At 71.9% G+C, this 16,748-nt stretch carries 16 protein-coding genes; 9 read left to right on the top strand and 7 right to left on the bottom strand.

Annotation, left to right across the window (positions count from 1 at the left end):
* Positions 1-114: 114 nt before the first annotated feature.
* Entirely contained in the window at positions 115-1,464 is a 1,350-nt protein-coding gene (locus tag E1262_RS09785) for an FAD-dependent oxidoreductase (protein WP_132102939.1), read from the top strand.
* Here E1262_RS09785 and E1262_RS09780 read toward each other — a convergent pair.
* Positions 1,445-3,937, bottom strand: coding sequence for a transglycosylase domain-containing protein (locus E1262_RS09780; RefSeq protein WP_162605845.1), 2,493 nt, complete (start codon positions 3,935-3,937; stop codon positions 1,445-1,447). The two genes, E1262_RS09785 and E1262_RS09780, sit on opposite strands and share 20 nt — an antisense overlap.
* A gap of 263 nt (positions 3,938-4,200) precedes the next feature.
* Positions 4,201-4,701 (bottom strand): gluconokinase, encoded by a 501-nt coding sequence (locus E1262_RS09775; RefSeq protein ID WP_132102971.1) that lies wholly within the window; start codon positions 4,699-4,701, stop codon positions 4,201-4,203.
* A gap of 83 nt (positions 4,702-4,784) precedes the next feature.
* Between E1262_RS09775 and E1262_RS09770 the strand changes: the two genes are divergently transcribed.
* Entirely contained in the window at positions 4,785-5,189 is a 405-nt protein-coding gene (locus E1262_RS09770) for a VOC family protein (RefSeq protein ID WP_132102937.1), read from the top strand.
* A gap of 135 nt (positions 5,190-5,324) precedes the next feature.
* Here the strand turns inward: E1262_RS09770 and E1262_RS09765 are convergent, their stop codons facing one another.
* Entirely contained in the window at positions 5,325-5,834 is a 510-nt protein-coding gene (locus E1262_RS09765) for a CGNR zinc finger domain-containing protein (protein WP_162605844.1), read from the bottom strand.
* A gap of 145 nt (positions 5,835-5,979) precedes the next feature.
* Here E1262_RS09765 and E1262_RS09760 point away from each other — a divergent pair, with 145 nt between their 5' ends.
* From E1262_RS09760 to E1262_RS09750, 3 genes are all read left to right on the top strand, one after another.
* The gene (locus tag E1262_RS09760; protein ID WP_132102935.1) at positions 5,980-6,813 is read left to right on the top strand and encodes an alpha/beta fold hydrolase; all 834 of its coding nucleotides are present in this window, start codon (positions 5,980-5,982) and stop codon (positions 6,811-6,813) included.
* 73 nt (positions 6,814-6,886) lie between these two features.
* Positions 6,887-7,138: a hypothetical protein gene (locus E1262_RS09755; protein ID WP_132102934.1), complete on the top strand. Its 252-nt coding sequence runs from the start codon at positions 6,887-6,889 to the stop codon at positions 7,136-7,138.
* Between the two features lie 52 nt (positions 7,139-7,190).
* Positions 7,191-8,027 carry an SMP-30/gluconolactonase/LRE family protein gene (locus tag E1262_RS09750; protein WP_132102933.1) on the top strand — a complete coding sequence of 279 codons (837 nt, stop codon included), beginning with the start codon at positions 7,191-7,193 and terminating at the stop codon, positions 8,025-8,027.
* Positions 8,028-8,097: 70 nt separating this feature from the next.
* Here E1262_RS09750 and E1262_RS09745 read toward each other — a convergent pair whose 3' ends face one another.
* From E1262_RS09745 to E1262_RS09735, 3 genes are all read right to left on the bottom strand, one after another.
* Positions 8,098-9,003 carry an arginase family protein gene (locus E1262_RS09745; RefSeq protein WP_162605843.1) on the bottom strand — a complete coding sequence of 302 codons (906 nt, stop codon included), beginning with the start codon at positions 9,001-9,003 and terminating at the stop codon, positions 8,098-8,100.
* Between the two features lie 162 nt (positions 9,004-9,165).
* Positions 9,166-10,173, bottom strand: a complete 1,008-nt coding sequence (locus tag E1262_RS09740; RefSeq protein WP_132102931.1) for a hypothetical protein — start codon at positions 10,171-10,173, stop codon at positions 9,166-9,168.
* Positions 10,170-10,856 (bottom strand): GNAT family N-acetyltransferase, encoded by a 687-nt coding sequence (locus E1262_RS09735; RefSeq protein ID WP_162605842.1) that lies wholly within the window; start codon positions 10,854-10,856, stop codon positions 10,170-10,172. Before E1262_RS09735 ends, E1262_RS09740 begins: the two co-directional genes overlap by 4 nt.
* Before the next feature lie 180 nt (positions 10,857-11,036).
* On the opposite strand from E1262_RS09735, the gene E1262_RS09730 reads away from it, so the two are divergent.
* The 4 genes from E1262_RS09730 (at position 11,037) to E1262_RS09715 (ending at position 16,116) form a co-directional block, all read left to right on the top strand.
* Entirely contained in the window at positions 11,037-11,708 is a 672-nt protein-coding gene (locus E1262_RS09730; RefSeq protein WP_132102929.1) for a response regulator transcription factor, read from the top strand.
* Positions 11,705-12,928, top strand: a complete 1,224-nt coding sequence (locus E1262_RS09725; RefSeq protein ID WP_132102928.1) for a sensor histidine kinase — start codon at positions 11,705-11,707, stop codon at positions 12,926-12,928. Before E1262_RS09730 ends, E1262_RS09725 begins: the two co-directional genes overlap by 4 nt.
* Before the next feature lie 185 nt (positions 12,929-13,113).
* Positions 13,114-14,193 (top strand): fatty acid desaturase family protein, encoded by a 1,080-nt coding sequence (locus E1262_RS09720; RefSeq protein WP_132102927.1) that lies wholly within the window; start codon positions 13,114-13,116, stop codon positions 14,191-14,193.
* 387 nt (positions 14,194-14,580) lie between these two features.
* Positions 14,581-16,116: a DEAD/DEAH box helicase gene (locus E1262_RS09715; RefSeq protein WP_203453724.1), complete on the top strand. Its 1,536-nt coding sequence runs from the start codon at positions 14,581-14,583 to the stop codon at positions 16,114-16,116.
* Positions 16,117-16,176: 60 nt separating this feature from the next.
* On the opposite strand, the gene E1262_RS30250 is transcribed toward E1262_RS09715, so the two are convergent.
* Positions 16,177-16,596 carry a hypothetical protein gene (locus E1262_RS30250; protein ID WP_162605841.1) on the bottom strand — a complete coding sequence of 140 codons (420 nt, stop codon included), beginning with the start codon at positions 16,594-16,596 and terminating at the stop codon, positions 16,177-16,179.
* Positions 16,597-16,748 lie beyond the last annotated feature (152 nt).

Below are 16,748 nucleotides of genomic sequence, written 5' to 3'. Positions count from 1 at the left end.
TCCGTGTCAACGTCTGCTCACCCCGCCGCCGACGCGTCCGTGAGATCGCGCCCCCACCCTGCCCTCGCAGCGGGGCGCTGGTGCGGGGAGGCGATTACGGCATACGTTGGGTGGATGGAGGACGACGGGAGTCGATCCGGGTCGGCCGGCCGCGCTGCCGCCATCGTCGGGGCCGGACCGGCCGGGTTGTACGCCCTGGCGGCACTGGTGCGCAGCGAGCGGTTCGAACGCATCGACGTGTTCGAGGCCGCGCCCGCGCCGTACGGCCTGGTCCGCTACGGCGTCGCGCCGGACCATCCGAAGACCCGGAACATCTCGCGCGTGCTGGCCCGCGGGTTCGAGCACACCCGGGTGCGGTTCCTGGGCAACGTGAGCGTCGGCCGCGACGTCACCGTCGACGAGCTGCGCGCCGGCTACGACGCCGTCGTGGTATCGACGGGCATGCTCGGCGACCGGCGGCTGGGCATCCCGGGCGAGGACCTGCCCGGCTCGTACGGCGCGTCCGAGCTGGTCGCCTGGTACACCGGACACCCGCAGGCGCGCGCCGTCGAACTGCCGGCGAACCTCACCAGCGCGACGGTCATCGGGGCGGGCAACGTCGCCCTCGACATCGCCCGCATCCTGGCCAAGGACGCCGCGACGCTGCGGACCACGTCGATGCCACGGCACGTCGTCGACGCGCTGGCGGCGAGCACCGTCACTGACGTCCACCTCGTCGCCCGGCGCGGGCCGGCGCAGGCGAAATTCACCTCACCCGAGCTGCACGAGCTGGGCGCGCTCGACGGCGTCGACCTCGTCGTCGACCCGGCCGACCTCGTGCTCGGCCCGGCCGACGAGGAGGCCGTCGCACAGAACCGGCACGCCAAGGTCACCGTCGATGTGTGCCGTGAGTGGTCAGAGCGGCCGGCCACCGGCGCGCCGCGCCGCATCCACCTGCACTACTGGCGCCGTCCGGCCCGGATCCTCGGCGAGACCGCGGTCACCGGCATCGAGCTGGAGCCCACCCGCGACGCCGACGCGCCGGTGCTCACGCTGCCGACGCAGCTGGTCGTGCGGGCCATCGGCTACCACGGCAGGCCGATCCCCGGACTGCCGTTCGACGAAGCCGGCGGCACCGTGCCGTCGCAGGACGGACGGGTGCTCGCCCACGGCGCGGTCGTCGCCGGGGTCTACGTCACCGGCTGGCTGCGCCGCGGTCCGACCGGCGTCATCGCGACCAACCGAGGCGACGCCAACGAGGTCACGGAGTCGGTGCTCGCCGACCTCGACACGCTGCCGGAGCCGCCGTCCGACCCGGACAGCGTCGACAAGCTGCTGGCCGAGCGCGGGGTCCGGGTGGTGACCTGGGCGGACTGGCTGCGGCTCGAGTCGCACGAGAAGGCGACCGGCGACGCCGCGGGCGGCGACCCGATCGTGGTGCACGACCTGGCCACCGCCCTCGAGGTCATCGACGCCGCCGGCTGACCCTGCCGAAGGCGAGCGCACCGGCGCCGAGCACCAGGACCGCGGCCTGGGCGGCGCGTCCGTTCGGCGCCGGGGTCCCGGTGTCGGTCCCCGAGTCGGTTCCGGTGTCCCCGGTCTCGGTACCGGACGTGTCGCCGGTCTCGGTCCCGGTGTCGCCGGAGGTGTCACCGGTGTCACCGGTCTCCGTCCCGCCGGTGTCGGTGCCACCCCACTCGGTGCCGACCTCGGTCGCGCCGGATTCGTCGCCGCCGGTCTCCTCGCCCGACTCGGTCGCGCCAGTTTCGTCGCCGCCGGTCTCCTCGCCCGACTCCGTGGCACCGGACTCGTCGCCGCCGGTCTCCTCGCCACCCGGCTGCTCGCCGCTCTCGTCGCTCGGCGGCGTCTCCTCGCCCTCGTCGCCCTGGCCGCCCTCGTCGCCGCCGTCGTCGTTCTCGTCGTCGTCGTTCGGACGGTCCGGCCGGTCGGGGCGGTCAGGACGGTCGTTGCCGCCGCCACCGCCGTTGTCGTTCTCTTCGCGGATGTTCGCGGCCTCCGGGAAGTCCTCCTCGGGCATGCCCTCGAGCGCGCCCTGCATGAACGCCGTCCAGGTGCGGCCCGGGTAGGCGCCGCCGCTGAAGTGGTCCATGCCGCCGACGCCGTCCAGCGACTGGGTGCCGTCGCCGCGGAAGTAGACGACCGAGGCGGCCAGCTGCGGGGTGTACCCGCTGAACCACGCGGTGAGGTCGTCGTGCGTACCGGTCTTCGCCGCCACCGGGCGGTCGAGGTCCTGCGCGGCCTCGGCAGTGCCGTTGTCGACGGTCTCGGTGAGCGAGTACGTGACGTCGTCCATGACGTCCTCCTCGAACACCTGCTCTCCGGCCGCCTGGTGCTCGTAGGCGACCGCGCCGTCGCGATCGACGATCTGCTGGACGGTGTGCGTGCCGGTGTGCGTGCCCCGAGACGCCAGCGTGGCGTAGGAGTTGGCCATGTTCAGCGCCGAGACGCCGCCGATGCCGATGGCGACACGGGGGTTCAGGTTCGCCTGCAGCTGCTCGTCGTCGGGGAAGCCGGCCCGGACGAGCGAGTCGACGACCTTGTCGGGCCCCATCTCCATGGCGACGTCGACGAACGCGGTGTTGATGGAGCGTTCCATCGCCCGTTCCAGGCTGACGTTGCGGCCGTAGTCCTCGTTGCCCTGGTTGTTGACCGGCGGACCGAGTTCCGGCGGGTCGAACGGCGAGTTGCCCCAGAACGTGCTGCGCAGCGAATAGCCGTTCTCCAGCGCCGCGGCGAGCACGAACGGCTTCACCGTCGACCCGGCTTGTGGAATGGCGTCGACGGCGTCGTTGTAACTCTGTTCGACGGCGTCGGGCCCGCCGTAGACTGCGACGACGGCGCCGTCGCCGGGCCGCACCGCCGCGAGGCCGATGCGCACGCCGTCGGCATCTTCGGTGGGCCGCTCGTCCTGGATCGCCTGGATGGCGGCCGACTGCGCCTGGGTGTTGAACGTCGATGTGACGCGCAGGCCGCCGGTCTCGATCTCCTGCTCGTCGTAGCCCATCGCGAAGAGCTCGTCGCGCACCATCGCCAGCAGGTAGCCGTTGGGCCCGCCGTAGCGGTTGACCTGCTTCTCGGGAAGGATCTCCGGCGGCACGGTGGCGTCGGCGGTGGCCTGGTCGATGGCGCCGGTGACGACCATACCGTCGAGGACGTACTGGAACCGTTGCGCGAACCGTTCCGCGTTCTCGGGGCCGAGCGTGGGGTCGTACCTCGTCGGCGAGCGCAGGATGGCGGCCAGCGCGGCGCTCTGCGCGAGGTCGAGGTCGGCGACGTCGACGCCGAAGTAGGAGCGCGAGGCCGTCTGCACGCCGTACGTGCCGCGGCCGAACCAGATGGTGTTGAGGTAGTCGGCCAGGATCTGGTCCTTGTCGACGTCCTGGTCGATCTTCACCGAGATGACGAGCTCACGCAGCTTGCGGGTGTAGGAGCGATCCTGCGTGAGGTAGTAGTTCTTGACGTACTGCTGGGTGATCGTGGACCCGCCGCCGGCGCTCGACTCGCCGCGCAAGGCGTCCCACCCGGCTCGGGCCATGCCGGTGAGCGAGAACCCGGAGTTCTCGTAGAAGCTGCGGTCCTCGGCGGCCACGACGGCCTGCTGAAGCGTCTGCGGGATCTCCTCGATGTCGACGATCTCGCGGTTCTCGGCGCTGAACCGGCCCAGCTCGGTCTCGCCGTCGTCCCAGTAGACGATGGTGGTCTCGGACGTGGAGAAGTCGTTCGGCTCGGGCACGTCGATCACGGCGAACGCGACCCCGATGGCGCCCGCGCCCAGCAGGAACATGCCGAGCACGGTGAAGCCGAACACCTTCCAGTTGACGACGCGTCGCCAGCCGGTTCGCTTCTGGCGGCCGGCTCGATAACGGGCGCCGCCCCGGTCGGGGCGGCCCTCGGAGTCAGTGGTGTCGGGATTCTCAGGTTCGGGTTCCGTGCTCATGACGTCTTCGATGGTACGTTGCGCGGTTCGGGTCCCTTGTGCCAATGGGAAGACGGCCGGGACCGCCATGGAGTTCCGGGGAGGCCCGTCACCGCCGGCTCCCGCCCGGCGGGTCGCCGCCGCTGCGGCCCGCCCGGGGACGGGCACGGCGCAGCGACGTTTCTCCGCCACCCCCGCGAGCGGAGACCACGACCCGCCGCGCCCTGCCCGCCGACCCGGTATACCCGGTTCGTCCCACGGCTGAAACCGAGGCCGGGGTCACATCACTCCGCGTGACCGTGCACCTCCGCGCCGAGCCGGCGCAGCGCCTCGGCCACGATGTCGTCAGGTGTGCCGTCGATCGGCACCCGCACGCCGTACTCGTCCGGCTCCAGGGGCTCCAGCGTGTCGAGCTGCGACTGCAGCAGGCTGGCCGGCATGAAGTGGCCCTTCCGCCGCTTCATGCGCTCGGCGAGGAGTGCGGCGTCGCCGTGGAGATGCACGAACGTCACGCCGCCGGCGGCCCCGCGGAGCACGTCGCGGTAGACCCGGCGCAGGGCGGAACAGGTGACGACGGCGCTGCGGCCCTGCTCGGCCTGCGCGGTGAGCCAGTCACGCACAGTGGCCAGCCACGGCATCCGATCCTCGTCGGTGAGCGGCGTGCCGGCCGACATCTTGGCGACGTTGGCCGGCGGGTGCATGTCGTCGGCCTCGGCGAACGGCCGGCCGAGCTGGTCGGCGAGCCGGGTGGCGATAGTCGTCTTGCCGGAGCCGGACACGCCCATGACAACGATATGGGGCGGGAGGGTCACGTGGTCCAGCATCACACGCCCTGGCCGGCGGCGTCGGGGGCGTCCAGACTGGGAGCATGACCGACTCCGCGCCGGTGCGCGAGCTGCGGCTCGTCGTGACCGTCCCCGACCACGACGAGGCCGTCCGCTTCTACCGCGACGTACTGGGCCTGCCCGAGCTGGCCGACTTCTCCTCGCCCGACGGCCGCGTGATCCTGCTCGGCGCCGGCCGGGCCACCATCGAGATCGTCGACCAGTCCCAGGCCGAGTTCATCGACCGCGTCGAGGTCGGCCGGCGCGTGGCCGGTCACGTCCGCGTCGCCCTGGAGGTCGACGACTCCACGGCGACGACCCGGCGACTGGCCGACGGCGGCGCCGAGGTACTCGCCGAGCCGACCCGCACGCCGTGGAACTCGCTCAACGCGCGCCTGGACGCTCCCGGCGGGCTGCAGCTGACGCTTTTCACCGAGCTCGGCGACTGACGACGCTCACCCCGTGATCGTTGGGCGGGGCCATCACGAGGATTTCTCGAGCGTCGACACGATTGCAGGCGTAGTGATGCTCCAGAAAACGTCGTGACGTGCGCCGGATCGCGGTGAGATCTCACCGGGCAACCGTCACTGCGCCGAGCCGGCGCCGCCCTTCTCCTTCGACCGCGCGTAGTGGCGCCGGGCCTTGGCGCGGTTGCCGCAGATCTCCATCGAATGCCACTTGCGGGCGTTCGCGCGGCTGTGGTCGACGAGGAAGTGCTGGCAGTCGGGATCGGCGCAGGGCCGGATGCGCGACCCGTCGGGGCCCTGCAGTGCGGCCCACTCCTCGATGGCGCGCACACCCACCCGGCGACCGGCCGGGACGTCGTCCTGCCACCGCAACCCGTCGCGGGTCAGCCGGGCCCGCCGGTGCATGACGTCGACCCATGGCGCCAGCGCGTCTGCGGGCTCCTCGCCCCGGATGACGGCGGCCAGCACCGGCCGCACCGTGCGGGCGTCGGCGATCTCCTCGCGCGTCCCCTCGACGCCGCGCTCGCGCAGCCACGCCCGTGCGGCGGCGTCGTCGGCGAGCTCGTCGTGCGGCCCGTCGGGGTAGACGATGCGCGAGTTCACCAGATCGAGCAGCAGCGGTGTCATCGTCGTTCCTTCCCGGTCGCCTCTCATTCTAACTCCATCGCGACACTTGACGGGTTGGAATAGCTACGGTTCCATCTGACTTGTAACCGCCACAGACAACGGAACCGGTTAGAAGACCGGTCGAGCAGAAACGGAGCCCAGCGCCATGTCGTACATCACCGTCGGAACCGAGAACTCCACGAACATCGACCTCTACTACGAGGACCACGGCACCGGGCAGCCGGTCGTGCTGATCCACGGCTACCCGCTCGACGGTCACTCCTGGGAGAAGCAGTCGGCGGCATTGCTCGACGCCGGCTACCGCGTCATCACCTACGACCGCCGCGGCTTCGGCCGGTCCAGCCAGCCCACGACGGGGTACGACTACGACACGTTCGCCGCCGACCTCAAGACCGTTCTCGACACCCTCGACCTGCGCGACGTCGTGCTCGTCGGGTTCTCGATGGGCACCGGCGAGGTGGGCCGCTACCTCGGCACGTACGGCAGCGAGCGGGTCGCCAAGGCCGCCTTCCTCGCGTCGCTGGAGCCGTTCCTGCTGCAGACGGACGACAACCCGGCCGGCCTGCCGCAGGACGTGTTCGACGGCATCGAGCAGACGGCGAAGGCCGACCGCTACGCCTGGTTCGACGAGTTCTACAAGAACTTCTACAACCTCGACGAGAACCTCGGCACGCGCATCAGCGAGGCCGCGGTCCGGGGCAGCTGGAACGTCGCCGCCGGCGCGTCCTGGTATGCGTCGTCTGCCGTGGTGCCGAGCTGGCACACCGACTTCCGGGCGGACATCGAGAAGATCGACGTCCCGGCGCTGATCCTGCACGGGACCGCCGACCGCATCCTGCCGATCGACGCGACCGCCCGCGAGTTCGCCAAGCGGCTCCCGGACGCCGACTACGTCGAGGTCGAGGGCGCCCCGCACGGCCTGCTCTGGACCCACGCCGACGAGGTGACCGAGGCGCTGCTCGCCTTCCTGCGCAAGTGAGTCGCCGACGAGGGGCGGCCGGGCCCGGGGTCCGGCCGCCCTTCGTCGCGTGTTCGGTCCATGGGCTCGGGGCATGACGCTGCCGCCGACGCCGTCCTCGTGTTCCGGCGCCGTCGGCGCGGTTCTGCTCCGGGGTGAGCACGAGCACTGGCGGGCGTCCCGCCGCCGCGCCCATCTGCATCGGGACCATCCGGAACTGGCCCGCCGGCTGGTCTGGGGCGCAGACTACCGCTTCGGCGAGTGGATCCTGGTCGAACCGGCCCTGGCCGTGCACGGCCCGCGCCGTCTACGCCGCCTCGACCGTCGCAACCGGACGCCGCGATGAGTTCCCGTGCTCTCCGTGGTCTAACCCGCCGAACCGAAGAGGAGGGACAGACATGAGCGCACCGCACGTGCTGATGGACGGGATCGTGTTCGGCGAGTCGCCGCGCTGGCACGACGGACGGCTGTGGTTCTCCGACTGGGGCGCCCACCAGGTCGTCGCGGTCGACGACGACGGCCGCCACGAGGTGATGGCGACGGTCGAGTCGTTCCCGATGTGCATCGACTTCCTGCCCGACGGCCGGCTACTGGTGGTCGACTCCGCGCAGCGCCGGCTGCTGCGCCGCGAGCCGGACGGGTCGCTGGTCCCGCACGCCGACCTCGCCGCGTTCTCGGAGCACCCGTGGAACGACATCGTGGTCAGCGACGGCGGCGACGCCTACGTCAACGGCATCGGCTTCGACTTCCCCGCCGGCGAGTTCGCCCCGGGCCTGGTCGTCCGGGTCACGCCGGACGGCCGCGTCGACCACGTCGCCGGCGACCTCGCCTTCCCGAACGGGATGGCCATCACCGCCGACGGCGGCACGCTCATCGTCGCGGAGTCGTACGCGAACCGGCTCACCGCGTTCTCCATAGGCGCCGACGGCGGGCTCAGCGACCGGCGGGTGTGGGCGGACACCCCCGGCGACCACCCGGACGGCATCTGCGTCGACGCCGAGGGCGCGGTCTGGTACGCCGACGTCGCCAACCGGCACTGCGTGCGCGTCCGCGAGGGCGGTGAGGTCCTGGCGACGGTCGAGTTCGACCGCGGTGCGTTCGCCTGCGCCCTCAGCCGCGGCGACGACCCGCGCCTGTACGTCGTCGGCCAGCAGTGGGACGGCCCGCCGCCGCCCGAGCCCACCGGGCGGCTGGTCGCGTACCCGGCGCCCGCGCCGGGCGCCGGCCGGCCCTGACCCCGTCAGTCGGTGGCCGGACGGCGGTCGGTGTCGTGGTGGTGGCTGGCTGGGCGCCTTGCACCGTTGGTTACCGGCTGATCGCCTTGGCGAAGGAGCTGGCGAAGCGCTCGAGTAGTCCGTGGTCGGCGGCGGCGTTGTGGGGGTTGAGCTCGGCGACGGTGATCGCGGCCAGGCCGGGGCCGGAGGCGAGGATCTTCAGCGCGGTGAGCATCTCGTCGAGCTTCAGGCCGGCATTGCGGGACGGGTGCTCCGAGAGTGGCGCGTCGGTGAAGTCGACAACGTCGACGTCGAGGTGGATGGCGTAGCGTCCGGACCGGGCGGTGATCAGCTGCAGGGCTTGACGCGCTGCGCGCGCGGGATCACTGCGGACATCCTCCACCGCCGTTCGGGCAAGTCCCAATCGTTCGATCTCAGCCCGTTCGAACCGTGTGGCGTGTCGCATGTCGTGCGCGAACAACAGGATCTGGCTGGGTTGGAGCAGCGGGGCGCGCCCTGTGGCCTTTGCCAGGGCGAGTTCGGTCCCGCGGATTGCCAGCATGTGCGCGAGTGCCATCCAGTCCAACGCTCCGTCGGCCCCGGTGGCAGGTGTGTTGAGGTCGGAATGCAGGTCGAAGTAGGCGACGGCGATGTCACCGAGCACTTGCTGGGTTCCGGCGATCGTGCCGATCCCCACAGTGCAGTCGCCGCCCAGGACGAGAACTGCTCGGTCTGGCTCGTGGAGGGCATCGGCGACTCGCGTAGCCGTGGTCTGTACCACGTGCACGACGGTTTCGAGGTTCTGGGCCTGGGGCCTGGTCCGGTCGGGACGCCACGGAATCACCGGGGAATCCCCGAGATCGCTGACGTCATAGCCGACGTCGGAAAGTGAGTCGATCAGTCCTGCGGCGCGGATCGCAGCCGGTGTCTGGTGCTGGCCGACACCACAGGCGCCGGCCCCCGAGGGAACACCGAGGATTGCCAGCGGTGCGGTCACAGGCGCTCCTCTCGCACAGACATCTAGCGTCCACGCGTCGAGCGTAAACCCGTACTTAGGTACAAGATACAAGCGCGAGGCGGGCCGAGATCCGCGTGGCCTTCGCTGTCATGGTGCCGAGCCTCACGCTGACATCCGGTGTAGCGGCTGCAACTTCCGACGTTACCGCTCGAAGCCCAGGTGGACGTGGTCGCGGTGCAGGTCGTCGGCGAAGTGCTTACCGCCGGGACCGTCCGGGTCGACCGGGCCGCCGATCTCGTCGCTGCCGGTCGCCCGCACCGCCGCCAGGAAGTCGAGCAGGAACGGCTCGTCCTTGACCATCGACACGACCGGCCGGCCGTCGACCGCCCAGATGTCGACGGCCCGGCCGCGGGTGTGGTTGCTGGTGCGGTCGGTGCCGAAGACGTTCTCCGGATGGCCGCTCCGGAACACCGACACCGCCAGCTGGTAGGTCCCGGCCAGGCGCAACAGCGCGGCGACCACGCGCGCGTCGACGGCGCCGGCGGCGAGGTCGGCGACGGCGGCCTCCGGCAGCTCGACGCGCCCGCTCGCGGCGAGCTCGGCGGCCGGACCGGTCAGCGCGGCGGCCGCGTCGGGCGCCGGCGCGACGGGGTGCAGTTCGGTGACCGTCCACCCGCCGCCTGAGCGACGCAGACGGACGTCCGCCGTCACGACCCGGTCCCGCAGCGTCTCGCCGTCGACCCAGGTCTGCCGGACGACCGCCATGATGCTCGCGGTGCTGCGCTCCAGCCCGCCGTACTGCGGGTACACGAGCTGCGCGACGGCGGGCGCGGCGGGCGGGAGCAGTGGCCCGGCGGCCCCCTCGAGCGCCGGCGGCGCGCCCGCGGCGGCGAGCCGGTCGGCCGCGGGGGTGACAGCGACGCCGTCGGGCACTGTCCCGAGCGCCTCCAGCACCCGGACCGCGGCCACTTTCACCTCGGGTGCGATCTCGTTGCCCCCCGGCTGCCAGGGTGTCACCACCGGCAGGTCCGGCACCGATGACGGGGGCTCCGGTGCCGGACCCGCCGGCTGCTTGGGGGTCGGCCGCGGCAGTACGCGGCCGGTGCGCGGCTCCGACGGCTCGTCCGCGCCACACGCGGTCGCGACCGCCGCCACCGCACCCGCCGCCGCGAGGAGGAAGCCGCGGCGGCCGACGCCGCGACCGGTCATCGAACCCGCACGAACCGCGGGTCGATCCGGTACGTGTGGACCTCGTCGCCGTCGCGGTCGACATGGCTGCCGACGCGGCGCCAGCCGGCCCGCTCGTAGAACCCGGCCGCACCGCGGGCACCCGCCTTCGTGATCAGCTCGACGCGGTCGCCGCCGGCCGCCGCGACGCTGGACAGGAACGCCTCGGACAGCGCCGTGCCGACCGAGCGCCCCCGACGCTCCGGCGCGACGACGATCGCCTCGAGCACGGCGATCGGGCCGAACCCCGCCTCCGGCACGTCGCCCCGGCCGGCCACCCGGGCCGGCGCCGCACCCCGTCCGAGCAGCCGCCGTGCGTACCGCAACCCGCGTGTCCGGACGAACCCGGCGGCCACGACTGGCCGGGTGAGCAGCGCCCGCAGCCCCGCCAGGGCGAGCTCGCGGCGGCGGTGGCCGATGATCCAGGCGACGTTGGCGGGTCGGTCGGTGGTGCCGAGCGCGAACCCGACGACCTCGCCGTCCTGCTTGGCGACCAGCACGACGCCGTACCGCGACTCCAGGTGGGCACCGTGCCAGCGGCGGACGAACCCCTCGCCGAGCCGCGGGAAGAGCCCGTGTGGCAGCTCCGCCACGTGCAGCGCCGCGGTCGTACGCAGGTCGTCCTCGCTCGCGGCCAGGACCTCGATCTCGTGCCCCATGCTCATCTTCAGCCTCTCTGCGACCGACCCCACGTCATGCCCCCTTTGGCTGGTAAACGGAGTCCGTGGACGATCGGTTGGCACGCGGTGCCGAACTCTCATCCGCGGACTCCGCTGCACCGTGGGATCCATGCTTCGGCGCGAATCTCAGAGGAACCTCAGAGCGCCCGTGCGAGCATCGAGAACATGACAGGCGACCACGACCGCTCGTTGCTGCTGGTCGAGGACGACGCCAAGCTGGCGGCGCTGCTGGACCGGCTGTTCACCGGCGAGGGTTACACCGTCGACATGGCCCGCGACGGCCAGTCCGGGCTGCACCACGCGCTGACCCAGCGGTACGCCGTCATGGTCATCGACCGCGGGCTGCCCGCCATCGAGGGCGTCGACCTGGTGCGCCGGCTGCGCGCTCGGGGCGTGGCGACGCCGATCCTGGTCCTGACCGCCCGCGGCACCACCGAGGACCGCGTCGAGGGCCTGGACGCCGGTGCCGAGGACTACGTCGTCAAGCCGTTCGAGATCGACGAGCTGCTGGCCCGGCTGCGCGCTCTGCTGCGCCGGCACACCGACACCTCGACCCGGCTCGACCTCGGCGAACGGTACCTCGACGTCGCCGCGCGGCGGGTGCTCGGCGGCACGGCCGGGCCGATCGAGCTGTCCGGGCGCGAGAACGAGCTGCTGCAGTTGTTCGCCGCCCACCCGTCACAGGTCTTCACCCGCGACGAGCTGCGCCGACTGGTGTTCCAGGACGCGGACAGCCCCGGCGCCGTGGACACCTACGTCTACTATCTGCGCAGGAAACTCGGCCGAGACGTCATCCGTACCGTCCACGGCCTCGGCTACCGGATGGGATCTGCTTGAGCTGGCGCCGAGGCGGCTCCGAGCGCCGCCGTCCACCGTCCGCGCCCGCCGACCGGCGGCTGCTGCGCCGGGCGTCGATCGTCGTCGCCGTGCAGACGGGCATCGCCGTCGCGCTGGTCATCGGCGTCATCATCGCGCTGGTCTACTCGATCAGCGGACAGGAGCGGGTCTCCGCCACCGAGCACAAGCTGCAGGACAAGGCCGCCAACGCCGCCGAGTACGTCCCGGCCGCGCCCGACGGCAGCCGCCTGGTCGTAGACGGGCTGCCGAACGGCTGCACCGACGAGGACGCTTGGGCGGTCGCCGACGATCTGGGTCCGGGCTCCACCCGGGTCGAGCTGTGCGACACCCCGTTCCTGATGTACGTCGACGACTCCGGCGACGCCCGGACGGTCGCGGCCACCAACTTCGTCGAGCAGCAGGAGGAGACCGAGCGGCTGGCCCGGCTGTCCATCCTGGTCGGCGCCGTCGGTGTGCTTGCGGCGGCCGGGCTGGGCTGGCTGGTGGCGCGGCGCGCCGTCCGTCCGCTCGGCGACGCGCTGGCCTCGCAGCGCCGGTTCGTCGCCGAGGCCAGTCACGAGCTGCGCACCCCGCTGGCGATCCTGCACACCCGCGCCCAGCTGCTGCAGCGCCGTCCCAGCACCGACGACGACCAGCGGCAGGAGATCGACCAGCTGGTCGACGACGCCCGGGTGCTCAACGACATCGTCAACGACCTGCTGCTGTCGGCGGAGATGCAGTTCCGCCCGGAGGCACGGCAGCCGGTCGACCTCGCCCGGGTCGCCAAGGAGGTCAAGGACTCCTTCTCGGCCACCGCCGACGAGGCCGGCATCGACCTCGTCGTCGACACCGTCCCCACCGATCACCACGTCGTCACGGGCGTGCCGAGCGCCCTGCGCCGCGCCGTCGCCGCCCTCGTCGACAACGCGATGGACCACGTCTCCCGCGGTGGCACCATCACGCTCGGGCTGTCCGGGGCCGACGGCACCGTCCGCATCAGCGTCATCGACGACGGCGACGGCCTCGACCCCGAGGTGGCGGCCCAACTCACTCAGCGGTTCCGCCGCGGCGCCACCGGCAACGGCAACGGCCACCACCCGCGGCTCGGCCTCGGGCTGGCGCTGGTCGACGAGATCGTGCACGCCCACGACGGCACACTGACGATCGACGGCCGTCCTGGTCAGGGCGCCACCGTCACCCTCACGTTCCCCGCGGCGTGATGAGCCGTCATGCCCGATGCGCCACCTGTGCGTATCCTCGGGTGGTCGGCACCGATAGGTTCGGGTCGCCGCCGGAACCTGATTCCGGAACCTCGTACTCGACGGAGCCGTTGTCGCAGTAACGACGTCACATCTTTTGACGCCTCGGCCGAGACGGCCGCGATCACCAGAAGGGTGCCCCTTTGATGACCACGGCCATGGAGAGTTCGCCTGCGCTCGGTTCCCCCCGCGAGCGGCACGTCAGCGCGTACGCCGAGCTCTCGAAAGTCATCCAGGCGGCCGGCCTGCTCAAACGCCGATACGCGTTCTACTGGACCCTCATGCTCGGCACGGTCGCCGCGTTCGCCGCCATCTGGGTCGGCTTCGCGCTCCTCGGCGACTCCTGGTACCAGCTGCTGCTGGCCGCGGCGCTCGCCGTCGTCCTGGCCCAGTTCGGCTTCATCGGCCACGAGGGCTCGCACCGGCAGATCTTCGCCTCGCATCGCTGGAACGAATGGACCGGCCGGGTGATCTCGGGCCTGTTCACCGGGCTCAGCTACAGCTGGTGGATGCGCAAGCACACCCGCCACCACCTCAACCCGAACAAGGAGGGCGCCGATCCCGACATCGCACCGGGCGTCCTGGCGTTCTCGCCCGCGGCGCTGCACGAGCGCGGCCCGGTCGGGCAGTGGTTCGCGCGGCGGCAGGGCTGGTTCTTCTTCCCGCTGCTCCTCCTGGAAGGCCTCGCGCTGCACGTTCACAGCATCCAGAACATCGCCCGGCGCGAACGGCTCGAGCACCGGTGGGTCGAGATCCTCTTCGTCACCGTCCGGCTCGGCGGCTACCTGACGGCCCTGTTCATCGTCCTGCCCCCGGGCAAGGCCATCGCGTTCTTCTGCGTGCAGATGGGCCTGTTCGGGGTGCTCCTTGGTGGCGCGTTCGCCCCCAACCACAAGGGCATGCCGATCGTCCCCGCCTCGATGAAGATCGACTTCCTGCGCCGGCAGGTGCTCATGTCCCGCAACATCACCGGCGGGCCGGTCACCGACCTCGCCATGGGCGGCCTCAACTACCAGGTCGAGCACCACCTGTTCCCGAGCATGCCCCGCCCCAACCTGCGGCGGGCGCAGCCGATCGTGCGCGAGTTCTGCGCGCGCCACGGGATCACCTACACGGAGACCTCGCTGGTGGGGTCGTACCGCATCGTGGTCCGGTATCTGAACGACGTCGGCTTGCGGGCGCGTGATCCGTTCCAGTGCCCCATCACGGCGCAGTACCGGACGTAGCCGCGCTCGCCGGCCCAGCGCCCATGATCATCAAGGGTGCTCCACACCATGGCGTGGTCGATCCTTGATGATCATGGAGGGGCTCGGTTGGTGGCCGGGCGCCCGATAGGGCACACTAGGCACCGACGGGACCTCAGTACAGGTCCCCGAGGTCGAGTGCGACGCGCCGTGTGAAGGCGCAGGTCCCCCCTTCCAGATGAGCGGGCGTCCGATCGTGACCGGCCACTCCCTCTACGTCCTGGAAGGACGTTCGTGCCCACAGATTCCCGCACTCCGCGGGGCGACGGCGCTCGCCGCCGCCCCCGCAACCGCCGCCGGCCGACTCAGGCCATCGCCGCAGCATCGGAGGTCGCGGTCGGTTCCGCTGTCGCGCCCGACTCGTCGGTCGTGCAGGCGGCCCCGGTCGCCGTCGTCGACGGGCGGTCGTTCGCCGAGCTCGGCGTGCCCACCGCGGTCGTCGCCGCCCTGGCGGCGGACGGCGTCACCACGCCGTTCCCGATCCAAGCTGCCACGCTCCCTGACACACTCGCCGGTCGTGACGTTCTCGGCCGCGGCCAGACCGGCTCCGGCAAGACCATCGCGTTCGCCGTCCCGACGGTGTCGCGGCTGCTCGCCACCGGCGCACCTCGACGGCCGCGCCGTCCTCGTGCCCTGATCCTCGTGCCCACCCGCGAACTGGCCAACCAGGTGGCCGCCGCCGCGCGGCCGCTCGCCGCGGCCGTCGGCCTGAAGATCACGACCGTGTTCGGCGGCGTCGGTCAGGGGCCGCAGGTGCGGGCGCTGGCCGGCGGCATCGACATCCTGATCGCCTGCCCGGGCCGGCTCGAGGACCTGATCGCCCAGGGCTACTGCGACCTCGGCGGCGTCGAGGTCACGGTGCTCGACGAGGCCGACCACATGGCCGACCTCGGCTTCCTGCCGGCGGTCCGGCGCCTGCTCGACACCACGCCGCGCCGCGGCCAGCGGCTGCTGTTCTCGGCCACCCTGGACAACGGGGTCGACACCCTGGTGCGCCGCTACATGGCCAACCCGGTCATGCACTCGACGGCGCCCGCCGTGGCCCAGGTCTCGACCATGACGCACCACGTCATGGCGGTCGAGACCGTCATGAAGGGCCAGGTTGTGCGCGAGCTCGCGTCCGGTCAGGGCCGCACGCTGCTGTTCGCCCGCACGAAGCACGGCGCCAAGAAACTGGCCAAGGGGCTCACAGCGGCCGGCATCCCGGCCGTCGACCTGCACGGCAACCTCAGCCAGGGCGCCCGCGAGCGCAACCTCGCCGCGTTCTCGGCCGGTTCGGCGCGAGTGCTCGTGGCCACCGACATCGCTGCACGAGGCATCCACGTCGACGACGTCGGCCTCGTGGTGCACGTCGATCCGCCGGCTGAGCACAAGGCCTACCTGCATCGGTCCGGCCGGACCGCACGGGCCGGCGCCGGCGGCGTCGTCGTCACCGTCATGACCCCCGACCAGGCCGGCGACGTCCGCACCCTGACCCGGCAGGCCGGCATCACGCCGACCCTCACCCGTGTCTCGGCCGGCCACCCCGCCATCGAGGCGCTCACCGGCCCGAAGGCCCCTCTCGTGACGCCGATCGTGGCGCCGGCGGCGCCGGCCCGGCGCCGCACCTCCGGTGACGAGGCAGCCGGAGACCGTCCGGCCGGCCGCCGTCGCGGCCGCGGTCGCGGTCGCGGCTCCGCCGGTGGCTCGAGCGGGTCGGGCGGTCACGCCGCCGCCGGGCGCTCCGGGCGCGAGCGGCAGGACCACGCCGCGAACACGTCCGGCGGACGCTCGTCGACCACGTCGGGCGGGCGGTCGCGGAACGGCAACCGCGGCGGCTCGGGCAACCGCGGCCAGGACCGCGCCGGATCCGCCGCCGCCAAGGCGACCGCCGGCAGCTTCTCCGCCTCGCTCCGCCGCCGCTGACCCACTCACCCCTTGATCATCAACCTTCCGTGTCGTCACGGCAGCCGAGAAGGTTGATGATCAAGGGAGCGCGGTCGACGACTTCGCACCGCCGGTGAACGGGGCCTCCCCGGGCCTGGACGCCCGGAACCGCAGCGCCGACCACACGTCGTCGATGGCGACCTGACCGTTGGGGCGCAGGCCGAACTCGGCGACGATCGGCCAGAGCGAGTCGCGGTTGACGTCCGACCGCCCGCCCTTCGGGTAGGCGACCCAGACCACCTGCGGCGCCGTCACCGCGTCGCGATGCGCGGAGAGGACCTGGCGCACCGATGCCGCGTCGTCGCCGAAGACGACCGCGACGCCGGCGTCCGCCGGCCCGTCGACCACGCGCACGCCGTCAGGCAGCGGGTCGAGCAGCGGCCGCCGGTCGGGATGCGAGATCCACACGGACGTACCAGGCTTCACCAGCAGTTTCTCGGCAACGGTCTTGGTGCTCATGGCAGTGCTCCGCTTCTGCCGGTCGGCCGGCGTCCATGGCTCTGATCGATGCCTCCACGCTTCCACCGACAATAATATTTGTCAAGAATGCCGATCCGCAGAGCTTGACAGGCCGGTGTCGCGGGTGTTTCTTTATGACTAACTTTAGTCCC

Source organism: Jiangella aurantiaca, from assembly GCF_004349105.1.
Lineage (GTDB): Bacteria > Actinomycetota > Actinomycetes > Jiangellales > Jiangellaceae > Jiangella > Jiangella aurantiaca.
This window is presented reverse-complemented; position numbering and strand designations above follow the sequence as displayed.

Bases quoted from the DNA above. Each gene is read 5' to 3' on its own strand.
- E1262_RS09785 (WP_132102939.1), top strand. From the start codon at position 115: ATGGAGGACGACGGGAGTCGATCCGGGTCGGCCGGCCGCGCTGCCGCC.
- E1262_RS09780 (WP_162605845.1), bottom strand. From the start codon at position 3,937: ATGAGCACGGAACCCGAACCTGAGAATCCCGACACCACTGACTCCGAG.
- E1262_RS09775 (WP_132102971.1), bottom strand. From the start codon at position 4,701: ATGGGCGTGTCCGGCTCCGGCAAGACGACTATCGCCACCCGGCTCGCC.
- E1262_RS09770 (WP_132102937.1), top strand. From the start codon at position 4,785: ATGACCGACTCCGCGCCGGTGCGCGAGCTGCGGCTCGTCGTGACCGTC.
- E1262_RS09765 (WP_162605844.1), bottom strand. From the start codon at position 5,834: ATGACACCGCTGCTGCTCGATCTGGTGAACTCGCGCATCGTCTACCCC.
- E1262_RS09760 (WP_132102935.1), top strand. From the start codon at position 5,980: ATGTCGTACATCACCGTCGGAACCGAGAACTCCACGAACATCGACCTC.
- E1262_RS09755 (WP_132102934.1), top strand. From the start codon at position 6,887: ATGACGCTGCCGCCGACGCCGTCCTCGTGTTCCGGCGCCGTCGGCGCG.
- E1262_RS09750 (WP_132102933.1), top strand. From the start codon at position 7,191: ATGAGCGCACCGCACGTGCTGATGGACGGGATCGTGTTCGGCGAGTCG.
- E1262_RS09740 (WP_132102931.1), bottom strand. From the start codon at position 10,173: ATGACCGGTCGCGGCGTCGGCCGCCGCGGCTTCCTCCTCGCGGCGGCG.
- E1262_RS09735 (WP_162605842.1), bottom strand. From the start codon at position 10,856: ATGAGCATGGGGCACGAGATCGAGGTCCTGGCCGCGAGCGAGGACGAC.
- E1262_RS09730 (WP_132102929.1), top strand. From the start codon at position 11,037: ATGACAGGCGACCACGACCGCTCGTTGCTGCTGGTCGAGGACGACGCC.
- E1262_RS09720 (WP_132102927.1), top strand. From the start codon at position 13,114: ATGACCACGGCCATGGAGAGTTCGCCTGCGCTCGGTTCCCCCCGCGAG.
- E1262_RS30250 (WP_162605841.1), bottom strand. From the start codon at position 16,596: ATGAGCACCAAGACCGTTGCCGAGAAACTGCTGGTGAAGCCTGGTACG.